At 41.7% G+C, this 12,059-nt stretch carries 11 protein-coding genes; 3 read left to right on the top strand and 8 right to left on the bottom strand.

The genetic code is table 11. The features are described from left to right. Window positions 1-67: 67 nt before the first annotated feature. Window positions 68-1,114, top strand: coding sequence for a succinylglutamate desuccinylase/aspartoacylase family protein (locus tag AB4180_RS05295; protein WP_012604657.1), 1,047 nt, complete (start codon window positions 68-70; stop codon window positions 1,112-1,114). Between the two features lie 170 nt (window positions 1,115-1,284). Here AB4180_RS05295 and AB4180_RS05290 read toward each other — a convergent pair whose 3' ends face one another. Together AB4180_RS05290 and AB4180_RS05285 are read right to left on the bottom strand one after the other, a co-directional pair. Next, window positions 1,285-1,602, bottom strand: a complete 318-nt coding sequence (locus AB4180_RS05290) for a DUF3622 domain-containing protein (RefSeq protein WP_009847480.1) — start codon at window positions 1,600-1,602, stop codon at window positions 1,285-1,287. Between the two features lie 348 nt (window positions 1,603-1,950). Beyond that, complete coding sequence (locus tag AB4180_RS05285) at window positions 1,951-3,135, bottom strand: NnrS family protein (RefSeq protein ID WP_102249168.1); 1,185 nt, start codon at window positions 3,133-3,135, stop codon at window positions 1,951-1,953. Window positions 3,136-3,442: 307 nt separating this feature from the next. On the opposite strand from AB4180_RS05285, the gene AB4180_RS05280 reads away from it, so the two are divergent. Beyond that, a complete protein-coding gene (locus AB4180_RS05280; protein WP_102249110.1) occupies window positions 3,443-3,997 on the top strand; it encodes a gamma-glutamylcyclotransferase family protein in 555 nt (184 codons plus the stop codon). Between the two features lie 367 nt (window positions 3,998-4,364). Here AB4180_RS05280 and AB4180_RS05275 read toward each other — a convergent pair whose 3' ends face one another. Next, window positions 4,365-5,291 (bottom strand): LysR family transcriptional regulator, encoded by a 927-nt coding sequence (locus tag AB4180_RS05275; protein ID WP_102249111.1) that lies wholly within the window; start codon window positions 5,289-5,291, stop codon window positions 4,365-4,367. 100 nt (window positions 5,292-5,391) lie between these two features. On the opposite strand from AB4180_RS05275, the gene chrA reads away from it, so the two are divergent. Then, on the top strand, window positions 5,392-6,540 hold the full coding sequence (gene chrA / locus AB4180_RS05270) for a chromate efflux transporter (RefSeq protein WP_102249112.1): 1,149 nt from the start codon (window positions 5,392-5,394) through the stop codon (window positions 6,538-6,540). Between the two features lie 100 nt (window positions 6,541-6,640). Here the strand turns inward: chrA and AB4180_RS05265 are convergent, their stop codons facing one another. Genes AB4180_RS05265 through AB4180_RS05245 form a run of 5 tightly spaced genes read right to left on the bottom strand, consistent with a single transcriptional unit; the run spans window position 6,641 to window position 12,058 of the window. Beyond that, complete coding sequence (locus AB4180_RS05265) at window positions 6,641-7,351, bottom strand: class I SAM-dependent methyltransferase (protein WP_102249113.1); 711 nt, start codon at window positions 7,349-7,351, stop codon at window positions 6,641-6,643. A gap of 9 nt (window positions 7,352-7,360) precedes the next feature. Continuing rightward, window positions 7,361-8,290 carry a glycosyltransferase family 2 protein gene (locus AB4180_RS05260; RefSeq protein ID WP_017096776.1) on the bottom strand — a complete coding sequence of 310 codons (930 nt, stop codon included), beginning with the start codon at window positions 8,288-8,290 and terminating at the stop codon, window positions 7,361-7,363. Further along, window positions 8,287-10,059 (bottom strand): hypothetical protein, encoded by a 1,773-nt coding sequence (locus AB4180_RS05255; RefSeq protein ID WP_102249114.1) that lies wholly within the window; start codon window positions 10,057-10,059, stop codon window positions 8,287-8,289. Before AB4180_RS05255 ends, AB4180_RS05260 begins: the two co-directional genes overlap by 4 nt. 26 nt (window positions 10,060-10,085) lie before the next feature. After that, a complete protein-coding gene (locus AB4180_RS05250; protein WP_102249115.1) occupies window positions 10,086-11,090 on the bottom strand; it encodes a lipopolysaccharide assembly protein LapB in 1,005 nt (334 codons plus the stop codon). Further along, the gene (locus tag AB4180_RS05245) at window positions 11,087-12,058 is read right to left on the bottom strand and encodes a type II secretion system F family protein (RefSeq protein WP_012604666.1); all 972 of its coding nucleotides are present in this window, start codon (window positions 12,056-12,058) and stop codon (window positions 11,087-11,089) included. Before AB4180_RS05245 ends, AB4180_RS05250 begins: the two co-directional genes overlap by 4 nt. Window position 12,059: the final 1 nt, after the last annotated feature.

The following is a 12,059-nucleotide window of genomic DNA, read 5'->3' as shown; positions in this document are numbered from 1 at the left end:
CGTACTAAAAATCAACGATTGGTACATTCCGTGTTAACGAATTATCACCATGTTGAGAACAACCTAAATGGCAAGACTAAAACCTAATCAACCATTCGAATTACTTGGTTATACTGTTCAGCCAGGACAGCGAATGGAGATTGAACTGCAAGCGGCTCAGCTTTACACGCACTCTCCACTTTCGATCCCGATTGAAATTATTCACGGTCGCCAAGCAGGCCCAACACTGATGGTAAATGCGGCTATCCACGGCGATGAGCTAAACGGTGTTGAGATTGCACGACAACTGACCAATGCGATTGATCCAAAGAAACTGAAAGGTACCTTGATTGTTGTGCCTATCGTTAACGTGTTTGGCTTTATCCATAAATCTCGTTACCTACCAGACCGTCGTGACCTAAACCGTTGCTTCCCTGGCAGTGAGAAAGGATCGCTAACATCACGCATCGCTTACACTTTCTTTGAGAATGTGGCGAAGCACTGTGATTTTATTTTGGATCTACACACAGGTGCGATTCACCGTACTAACTTGCCCCAGATCCGTGCAAACCTGTCGAACCCAGAAACATTGCGCATCGCAAAAGCGTTCGCAACACCAGTGATCATTGACTCACCACTGCGTGACGGATCACTTCGTAGCGAAGCGGAAAAATTGGGTATCCCTGTATTAACTTACGAAGGTGGTGAAGCGTTGCGTTTTGATCACCTAGCGATTCGTGCGGGTTACCTTGGCGTACATCAAGTGATGAAAGAAATCGGCATGCTGCGCCCAAACCGTAAAAAGTTGCCAGAGCCAGTGTTGAGCAAATCCACCAGCTGGATCCGCGCTGAGTCAGACGGTATTTTGCGTAACATGGTGAGACTTGGCGAACAAGTTGAAGCAGGACAAACCCTTGCTTACATAAGCTCTCCATTAGGTCACCAAGAAGGCCAAGTGATCACAACCAAAGGCGGTATCGTAATTGGCCAACAAACTCTACCGTTAGTAAACGAAGGTGACGCAGTATTCCACATTGCTTACTTCAAACAAGATGACGATGAAGTGGGACAATCAGTTGAGAGCTATATTGAAGAAGTAGCGGAAGATGATTGGCTAACGGCGCTTAACAACTAATCAATGACATGTAGTCACTAACAAGAAGTGGCTACATTTTCGAAAATAAACTCCACAAACTAAAAAGCCCCAATACACTTTTGACTAGAAAGAAAAAGGTTATATTGGGGCTTTTTTTACTTGTCCCTTATCTTAAAATTAAGGAACCTGTAAATTAATTAAGCGCTAAATTACTCAGCGTCTTCTTGCTCTTCTTCACGAGCTTTTGCGCGTGCTTCACGTGCTTGCTCAGCTTTAAGCTCTTTAGTATGACGTAGTTCGTCACGCTCTTTACGCTGCTCTGATTTACGCTCGTTACGTTCAGCTTGGTTTGCGATGAAAGATGCTAGCTCTTTCTCTGCCCACTCTTGTGCTAGAGCTTCAGTTTCAAAACCAGACTCACGCTTAGATACTGTTGTGCTGCGAGACGTTACTTGACGAGTAATCTCTGCACACCAACCGTTGCGTTTTTCTGTAAGGCGGATATCAAATTTTTTGTTCTTAGACATGTTCTATTTTTTCCTAAGGGAGATCATTAAGGGATCGGTCAACTTTGATAACTCCATCTAAGTGAGCATCTTTTAACACCATCCCTTGGTAAGCGCGGTATTAGAGCACAAATCAATGAATATTGCTGCAAATATTTGCAGCGGATCACACTCCAGTGCTGTAAATCGTGTGTGCCGGATTTCAATGGGTTCGTAACTCTCCGATTCACCATCAACTTCTGTGCAATTTTATCGACAACAATGAAATGAACTGTGCTCAAACAGAGACAAATTAAAGCGATAACTAGCTGCGATCAAAAAGGGAAGCTCAGTGCTTCCCTTTAAAAATGTGTTAGAAAATCAATACGCTTACCCCGGATGACCATCCACTCTTGGTGTTAACAGCATCATGCCAAACTTCCAGATAAACAGACCAAACGCCAACGTCCATAAACCCGCGCTGATGTTGACCGTCTCAAATAAGTAAGCAGGGAAGAAAGTGACACCTAAGCTACGAACTAATGCCGCGATAAAGATAGCCGAGAACGCCAGCGCCATACTTGGCCCTTTATAGATAGCACGGCCAGTGTGTCCCATGGTGACACGTGTGATCATCGCAAGAATGAGCCCACTCAAACCGCCAATCGCAAACAGGTGCAGCATGTTATGGCTTGCAAATGGATTATCTAACAAGCCTCTTAGCAACAAGCTCAAAGGAATACACAGATAAGCCGCATGCAGTGACCACACCAAAGGCTCAGACAACGTTGTCCAAGGCTTCCAACGAACAAAGCGCACCAACTGAGTCACACCTGCAAACACCATCAACTCATTGCCCACTTGAGCAAAGGTCAACGGGAAGAAGCTCAGCACAAACAATCCAACCAAAGGCAGGTTCGCTAGCCATTCCAACCAAACCAGTGGTTGCGCTTTTTCAAAGTCAAAACGACGGGCCGTGAAGAACGGGATAACTCGTCCACCCATCACGGATAATAGCAAGGTAAACCACCATAACATTGCGTGCCATACTGCAGACGATGGGAATGGAGGCATGCCTTTAATCGTCGCGTAACTAGCAAAGTTAGCGACGATAGCCAATATAAACAGCGGCACAAAAAACAGGTTCTTCCAGCCTTTCGATTTCACGACACGGAAACCAATCTCGTAAGCGGCAAAGATCAAGAACAACGCTTCAACCGATGAGATTAACCACAATGGCGCCGGTGTCCAAAATAGAATACGAGGTGCGAGCCACAAACCAACGAGCGCTGCTAATCGATAATGTTTAGTTCCGTTGACTCCCGTCCACGTTTGCACCGCAGTCAGAACAAAACCAACCACAATCGCCATAGAAAAACCAAACAGCATTTCATGTACGTGCCACCAAAGCGCGGGTACTTTTAACACTTCAGGCTGACCATTTTGGAACATGACAACCCAAGCGACGATAGCAATCACGGCATAGAGACTGCCAAGAAAGAAGAAAGGTCTAAAACCTAAACGAAGATAAGCTGGAATCGCATCTTCTACGCTTTTATCTGTGATATTTAACAAACTCATTCCTCATTTCAGATTACAAGCCAAGTGTGGCTTATATTGAATTGCTACCAATAGCCAAATTCAAGGTGCAGTAATCATCACCGCAATATTGCCTAACACAATGCATGAAACGCGCCAAAGATATAAAACCAATAAAAACAAGCAACAAGGTGTATTTAGAGGTCAAAAAAGTGTCAATTAAACACACCACAACAAGTCATTTAGACTCGAAGATGTATGAAATAAAAAACTACTGACATTTAATGAAGCCAAACATATAGTAAGACTAGTCTCAAATACAAAAGAACAGACAGGGAACACGATGTATATTTTTGGTTATGGTAGCTTGATCAACTCCTCTTCTCGTCAACTCACAGGTCAAACAGGACAAGCGATTCCTGCGATAGTGCACGGCCTAGTGCGTCACTGGAGTAAAATCGACGACAGTTATGTTTTGTCACCGTTGATCGTCAATCTTGGTGAGGGACAAGTGAATGGTGTTTTGCTTGAGGTCGATGATGTTGCGTTGGCTGAATTTGATCGTCGTGAGCGTGGTTATCACCGAATTGAGTTAAGAAACGATCAGATAGAGAGCCAAACCGACTTCAAAGCAGATCAATCGATCTGGGTATACATCAAAGACGAAATCGAAGCGCCTTGTGAAAGCAGCCCTATCGTTCAAACCTATGTTGATACTGTCATGGCAGGATGTTTAGAGGTATCTGAAAGCTTTGCGGCGCACTTTGTGGAACATACACAAGGTTGGCACCATCCATTAGAAAATGATCGCCACCAGCCGAAATACGGCAACCTTGCTGGGGTTTCTGCTCACCACCACAGTGTGATTGATGGCTTGATACTGACCGTTCGTAGCTAGTTGATACTCATAATTTGTCGGTCTACATAGCTCGTTGCACTTAGTCAGTGAACTCGACCGTTAACTGTTCTAAATCGAGATTAAACAACTCAAACCTGTAAACACCTAAGGGGTTAGAGCTAACTTCGAACAAAAGAAAAAGCGCTAGGGGGAGCTAGCGCTTTTAAGACCAACTAAGTCCGTTTAGCCCGGTAGTTTTTTCAGCTATATCATTAGGATATAATCAATTTTTTTACTTAGGTAAATCAAAAAGCCTATTCTTTACGACTACTTTTAGTCGTAAATTAAGTATAGTCGGGTTCTTATAATAAGCCGGATTTTTCTAAAAATAATTCACATAAAATTGATGACCGAACAACTGCTGCAACTATGCAGCAACCACAGATGAAACGGCTTGTGTAAAAAGCTTTCTAAGTAGCTTATTTTTATCATCTAAATGCTTAGTCTTGCGATAGATGAGCTGTATATCAAAATCAGGCACATCGATAGGTGGCTCCACTGCTACCACGGTATCTTGGTCTTGAGTATCATTGCGTGCCACCAGTTTGGGGACGATACACAATAACTCCCTACCCCTTATCAAACGTTTTACTGTTAAAAAGTTGCTTGAAGATATAGCCACTTTTCGGCTGAAGCCTAATTCAGCCAAACGTTTATCGACGCCAGTCTTTAAAGACCCAGCAGGAGAAACAAGAGCATGCTCGACAGCAACAAACTGTTCTAACGATATCGGCCCCTCAATAGATACAACCGACTTGTCGAATAAACAGACATGTTGCTCTGTGTACAAATGCGTGGTTCGATATTGCTTTGAGACCTCACCAAAACTGCCTATCGCCATATCAAGCTTGGCGTCTTCAAATACTTGCTGATAGTTACTCCGGTTTACATTGAACAGCACGACTTGCGAATTAGGAGAGGATTGCTTGATGAGGTCAAACAATGCTGGCGCGAACATCTGCTCAGCATAATCGGAAAGACCAATCTTCCAAGTCCCTTTATAAGTCGCGGCATCAAACGATTTAGACAGTAACACCTCTGACTGGATGGTATTGAGCAGAGCTTCTACCGTACTGGACAGTTCAATGGCTCGATCGGTCGCCTCCATCTTGCTACCGACACGCTCAAACAGAGGGTCATCAAACAGCTTTCTCAGTCTTTGTAAGCTATGACTCATCGCAGATTGGCTGACATAACAACGTTCTGCCGCCTTACTCACACTGTTGGTTTTATACAGAGCTTGCAGTGCAATCAATAAGTTAAGGTCAATTCCTTTCCAGTTAAAATCAGCCACAAATCAATCCCATATTATTCATAGTTATAATTAAAATAATTAATTTGAATCATAGTTCAACTCCACCTAAATTACGCTAAACATTTATCTGGAATCGATCATGCTTTCAATTTTTAAAACCTTTTTCTGGCTTGGCTGGATTAGCTTCGGTGGACCAGCGGCACACATTGGCTACTTCCGTAAAGCCTTTGTTGAGAAACTGAATTGGTTATCCGACGAAGAGTACGGGCAAATTGTCGCCCTCAGTCAATTTCTGCCTGGTCCAGGCTCAAGTCAGGTTGGCTTCGCGGTTGGTTACAAAAAAGGTGGCTTAACCGGTGCGATTGCCGCATTTGTCGGTTTCACCTCCCCTTCTGTCATCCTAATGTTGATATTGGCCTTAGTGAGCAACCAGTTGTTGGAAGCACCGCTTTTCATTTCAATCATCCACGGACTTAAGCTACTCGCGGTCGTGGTTGTAGCTGACGCCACTTTCGGCATGTACAAAAACTTTTGCCAATCAAAGATAGCAACAGCACTGTGTGTGATCACCGCGATTGTTCTACTTTTGATTCCTGGGATCTGGCCTCAAGTCTTAGTGCTCCTATTTGCTGCTATGGTTGGCAGTAAGTTCTTAACCTCACACGAATTAAAAACAGTACCTTCGACGCACAAGATATCGTTAACACCGCTCGTGATTTTCGTTGCTTTACTGGTTGGTCTGCCTCTATTCAGTGCTTACTCTCAAGGCATTGAAGTATTTGGCTTGTTCTACCAAGCAGGCAGCTTGGTATTCGGTGGCGGTCACGTGGTTCTTCCGTTGTTACAGAATGGTATTGGTGACCAACTGTCTCAAGATGCCTTCCTAACAGGCTATGCCGCTGCGCAAGCCGTACCGGGCCCGATGTTTACGTTAGCCACTTACCTAGGTTATGTATTAATGCCATCAGCACCGATCACAGGGGCACTGCTCGCAACGATTGCGGTGTTCTTACCGGGCTTCTTGCTGCTACTGGGTGTATTGAAGAACTGGCAGGCAATTGCGAGTAAGCCTCTAGTAGCTGGGGCGCTTACCGGTGTGAATGCAGCAGTTGTTGGTCTATTGCTTGCGGCCCTGTATCAACCCATCTTCACAAGCGCAGTGAGCAGCGGCATAGACTTCGCTCTGATCATTGTTGGTGTGTGGTTATTAAAAACCGTAAAGGTCCCGATTGTAGGGTTAGTGGGTGTGTTTATGTTGTTTGGCGCAATTACAGGTTTGGCGATCTAAGCTATCAATTAATAGACAGACAAATAAGAAGTGAGAGGTTTGATCGCTTACTTCTTGTTTTCCCGCTCTTCTTTCAAAAACTAAAAGCATCTTTTACTTCCTATAGTGGTTTAACCCCGTGGAAGTTAAAGAACAAATTGCAATCAATAAGCGGTACAAAGTTCAGCGGCCAAAATGATTTTTGGTGCTCAGGAAGGTAATACCTTAAGAAAGCGATTAAGTTATTACATGGATTGACATGCTCTCTCGCCATAATGTAATCGTAATGCCACCCCTTCTGTAAGGCGTGTTTTCTTGTCGTCATATAACGGCCTATTTTCCAAGCGACCCCAGGATCGGTAGGAATCAAAATAGACAGAGTGCCTCCAGGCTTTAACACTCGTAACCACTCTTTGATCACCAAATGAGGCTCGTATAGGTGCTCCAATATATGAGTTGCGATTACGCGCTCGAAGCTATTGCTTTCAAAATCTAACTCACAAGCATTAGTTACGTTAAAAGTGAGTTTGTCATAAGAATTGATACGACTGAGTTGCTCTTTTGCCACCTCAAGAGCCGCAGCATCGCCATCACTCACGATATACTCGTCAAAGGTGTGTTTGACGTGCAGCAAGTGTTCACCTGTACCGGAGCCCACTTCTAACACTCTCGAAAAGTGTTCACTTTCACCAAATGGCTTTTCACATGCTATGTGGCCAGCTCTCATCACATAACCCGTTGTATTGCCGTTATAAACTCGCTCATCATATTCGTCACTGAAACGGGACAAATAATCGATCCACTCTTTGTCTTCATCCTTGCTTGTTCTCATGCTTGATTCCTATTCAGATAGCGTTTTATCACTCGTTCTTAATATAGAAAGAATCCTCATCTCTCGCCTACCTCGTGATACGTTGTCGAGTATCAACCCACAGAAAAAAGACATCACCGCTATCAACGCAATTGAGCTAGACAAAATCGCAGTAGGCACCCTTTCGACGAGCCCAGTATCGATGAAGTCGATGATAACGGGGATTCCTAAAACCAATGAAATGAAGCAAAGCAACATAGACAACACGCCAAAGAAAAACATTGGCTTTACATCTCTCAATAAGAACAAAATGAAATTGAGAATTTTGAGCCCATCACTAAAGGTATTCAATTTACTGGCTGTGCCTTCAGGCCTTGATTGATATTGCGTCGAAACTTCTTTGATTGGCATATTATGATGTAGCGCATGAACGGTAAGCTCTGTTTCTATTTGGAAGCCATCACTGAAAATGGGTACGGTTTTGACAAATCGATGGCTCATAATTCGATAACCAGAAAACACATCACTCAATTGAGCATTGAATGCTAAATTAATCAGCGATGAAAACAGCTTATTTCCTAGGATATGCCCTTTGGGATAAGCCATTGAAGCTCGCTCTCGACTTCCAATAATCATATCGAGTTTTTCATTATCCAATTGTTCGATCAGCGCAGGGCATATTGACGCATCGTAAGTGTCATCACCATCAGCCATCACATAGATATCAGCATCAATATCAGAGAACATTCTCCTGACAACCTCCCCTTTACCTTGGCGAGGCTCATGTCGAACAATAGCCCCAGCCTGCAAGGCCTCGTTTACCGTGTTGTCGGTTGAGTTGTTGTCATACACATAAATAGACGCATCAGGTAAAGCCTGCTTAAAAGACATAACTGTCTTTCCGATAGCACCCGCTTCATTAAAACATGGGAGTAATACTGCAACTTTTATACTATTCATAAACTCTCCCTAACCCTAAAGATTCGGTAGCCATCAGGAACATCGTCATATATGGTCTCCAACCAGCTGGGAACATTTGAGCTGTATAATTTGTTTATAAGAGCCTCTTCACTTGCTGATTTTTTCAAAACCATTAAGTGGGCGTCATTTCCTATAACAATATAATCAATGTTCTTAGCTTGGATTTCGTCCTTGGCTAAACTCATATCTCCCTCTAACATAACCTCTATAAGAAATTGATTACCAACGATATTCCTATGATAAGGAGCTGCAATTATGCGGTTATTAGTGTGTGCCAACACAGGTGCTCCCGTCTCAATTCCTGTTAGAATAACCTTTGCTTCGATGCCCTTTTCTTCCAATACTCTAAATAGAGTTTTCTTGTCATTTTCAACCGCATTTCTTTCGATGTCATCATTACCAACCGCTATCACTAGAAATGCCATTACTAATGGAGCTCCTAATAATATAATCAACACTTTAAATATTGAATATTTTACAAACTCAGACAATCTTATAACTACATAAGCCTGAAAAGGGCTTGATAAAATAAAACATAATCTTATCACCCTAACCTGCCAGAATATGGCAAGGAATAAATTCAATAAGAAAATAATATACAAGATTGTACAATGATGATTATTAACTCTAAAAAAAGGATACAATAAAGCAGGGATGACCAGTAACACATAATTATCAATAGATAATAATCCATTCTCACTTACATACTGAAAAATAGATTTAGCTTCAGAAACATGGTCAAGCCAATAAGTCTGAAGTATAGGTGGATAATCGACAAACAAAGCACTGGTAATATTTGGATATAACAAAACCACTGGAGTCACATATCCAACACCCAATATAAAAAACACAAACGAACGCAACCCAAAAGGCCAACTATCAAATTTAAACCAATTGTAATTATTAACAAAAACCCAACCAACAAAAAACAAAACCACAATAACAAATGACACTTCATCGTACTTAAAATCAAAGAACTCATTATAAGGTCTGTTTAATAAAACGGAGATAACAACTGAAACACAGCAGAACAGATATAGCCTTGATACATAAACAAACCAACTCTTGCTAACAAAAAAACAATACACAGTGTAGACGATAAAAAAACTCGCAAACAAAAGGATATTGTCTAACCCAGTCCATAACGACAATGCCAATAGAATAGATTGAGCATACACTCGCCATAATTGATTAATTTGACTTACAGTTATAGGTGTTAGAGATAGGAACAAGATAGCCAAAATAAGCTGAATATTATGATGATCTATGGAGCCAGGAATAAAATGCATAACCGATGGGGAAAACAGAGCAAACATCATGCTCAAAAACCGATAGCGCTCTCCGAAGTAGTGGTTACATAAATAGAAGCATGACAGTGAATAGAGGAGTAGATAAAGCAAAGGTACAATAGAAATAGACAGTGAATAAGCGGTACTTTCATCCACAACAAACAATAAAGGATACGCAATAACAGAAAGTATCAGATCGGGGAATCGGGACCAATGGATAACAATACCATCAGCGGCATTGAAATTATCCATTGGTTTTAGATACCAACGCCCACTATTCATCCAATCTTGAAATTGAACAAAGCGCATGTAATCGTCATTATCATTTAAAACCAGTGTTGAGATACTCTCCCATTTATAGAAAAATATCGCAGTCGCACACAGCAGCCAAACAACAGAAATAATGATGATATCTTTATTAAAACTTTCACTCTCAGGCAAGATGAATATCCTTTTCATTAACCCAAAGATAATAATTTAAGTCGTTACTGCTCCATCTCTCTTACCTCAGATAACGCTCTATTTAAGTTGTCATTCGCCACTTTATAATAAGATGCTTTTTTATCGATAGCTTGTTGTAGATAGGGAATGGCTTCGTCAGGCTTACCCTGCAATATTAAAAAATAACCGACATTATTCAAAGCTTCAGGAGCTTCCATGTGTCTCATAAAAACGTTGGTTGCCTTTTTGATATCCCCGGCAGCCAAGTAAATAAGCGCAAGGTTGTTTTGAGCCTTTTCATTATTAGGCTCTATCTCTAAAGCCGAACGAGTGTATTGATACGCTTCCTTGTAATTGCCATACATGTAGTGGGAGTACCCCATATTCAACAAAGCTTTAACTGAACTTTTGTCTATTGTCAGTGATTTTTTAAAGTACTCTTGCGCTATCTGGTGTTTTCCATCGACATCTTCCAGCACACCTATCCCCATGAAAGCTAATTCGGGAGACATGCTATCAACCTTCAAACCAGCCACTTCACTTTGACTTAAGGCTTGGTAATTTTTAATTGTTTCACTACTTTTTAAACGAACTTGATCTGCATTAATCGCTTTAAAGAAATAACTCCGCCCTTCCTCTTTGCGACGCTGCTTTGTATACAAAACACCTAATTGCTCTAGGACTTCGGTATGTGCAGGGTTAAAATCTAATGCTGCTAAATAAGCTTTCTCGGATAGTGCATAGTTACCACGAGATGAATGAATTTGGCCTATCGTAAAAAGCGTTTTATCGTGAAACTCTTTCTCAGGAAAGGATAGAGAGCGAATATATTCATAAAGGGCCAAATCGATATTGTTATCCCTCAATGCTACATCACCACGCATAATGGCTTCTTTCTCACTCAGTGGAGGGTCATCACTGCTTAAGGTATCGATTGGTTTACCTGAATACAACTCTGCATCAAATTGGTTTGTCGGCTCATCCGAGGATGCACAACCAAGAATAACGAACACTAATAAAGCTAGAAAATATCTACTCACTCGTATCATAAACTTACTCCTGGTGCACCAAGTGCATCAATAACAATAATGATCCCAGGCCCTAACGCGACAATAAAAAAGCAAGGCCAAATAAACAACAACATAGGGAACAACATTTTAGTCGGTATCTTGGCCGCGATTTCTTCAGCAGCTTGCTGACGCTTATCTCGAAAATCTACCGTATAATCACGAAGAGTCTGCGCTAAGCTTCCCCCCATTCTAGACGCATGAGAAAGCAAAGAAACCAACCCCTCTAATTCGACTAGCCCCGTCCGGTCAATGAACTGCCTTAGCGCATCTGGCATGGTGACACCTGCTTGTATCTTGGCAAAAACAGTCTCCAATTCATCGGCTAACTCTGGCTGAGAAACATAAAGCTCAGAAGCAACTCGTCCAAGTGCTGCATTAAAGCCTAGACCAGATTCCGTACAAACTACAAGAAGATCAAGAGCATCTGGTACACCATTTCTAATTTTCTTCTGTCGCTCTTTTTGCAACTTGCTCAAGATAATATTGGGAGTGAAAGTCCCAAGAAAGACGCAGGTCATGATCAATAAATTATTGTAGCTACCACCGAATGAGATGTAATAAACCATAAAGCCCGCGATGATACCGACCAAACTCGATAACACTTTCAATGCATAAAAAACCGATAACGCATTTTTTTCATGAAAGCCTGCATGCATCAACTTTTGTGAGTAGGTTTCATTATCCTTTTTATTACCTTTACTAATAAAAGGACTCAGCGACTCCAACGTATTAGAGAAGTCATAAGGCTTTCTATTATTGGGTGAACCCGTTTCTGATATTTGTTTGAGCTTTTTATCTAAAGGGGATCGGGTTCCCAAAATAAACAACCCTAGAGTCAATGTTAACAAAATGGTGGTAAGCAAAATCATTACGTAGATAACCATCTGAGAGCTGACTCCAAAGTCCGCTAACATTTGCTTCCAAACTTCAATGTTTAATAATTCCATA

This window comes from Vibrio sp. 10N.286.49.C3, assembly GCF_041469545.1.
Lineage (GTDB): Bacteria > Pseudomonadota > Gammaproteobacteria > Enterobacterales > Vibrionaceae > Vibrio > Vibrio tasmaniensis_A.
This window is presented reverse-complemented; position numbering and strand designations above follow the sequence as displayed.

What these genes read in the sequence shown, in the direction of transcription:
- AB4180_RS05295 (WP_012604657.1), top strand. Translation starts at nt 68, where the DNA reads ATGGCAAGACTAAAACCTAATCAACCATTCGAATTACTTGGTTATACT.
- AB4180_RS05290 (WP_009847480.1), bottom strand. Translation starts at nt 1,602, where the DNA reads ATGTCTAAGAACAAAAAATTTGATATCCGCCTTACAGAAAAACGCAAC.
- AB4180_RS05280 (WP_102249110.1), top strand. Translation starts at nt 3,443, where the DNA reads ATGTATATTTTTGGTTATGGTAGCTTGATCAACTCCTCTTCTCGTCAA.
- chrA (WP_102249112.1), top strand. Translation starts at nt 5,392, where the DNA reads ATGCTTTCAATTTTTAAAACCTTTTTCTGGCTTGGCTGGATTAGCTTC.
- AB4180_RS05265 (WP_102249113.1), bottom strand. Translation starts at nt 7,351, where the DNA reads ATGAGAACAAGCAAGGATGAAGACAAAGAGTGGATCGATTATTTGTCC.
- AB4180_RS05260 (WP_017096776.1), bottom strand. Translation starts at nt 8,290, where the DNA reads ATGAATAGTATAAAAGTTGCAGTATTACTCCCATGTTTTAATGAAGCG.
- AB4180_RS05255 (WP_102249114.1), bottom strand. Translation starts at nt 10,059, where the DNA reads ATGAAAAGGATATTCATCTTGCCTGAGAGTGAAAGTTTTAATAAAGAT.
- AB4180_RS05250 (WP_102249115.1), bottom strand. Translation starts at nt 11,090, where the DNA reads ATGATACGAGTGAGTAGATATTTTCTAGCTTTATTAGTGTTCGTTATT.
- AB4180_RS05245 (WP_012604666.1), bottom strand. Translation starts at nt 12,058, where the DNA reads ATGGAATTATTAAACATTGAAGTTTGGAAGCAAATGTTAGCGGACTTT.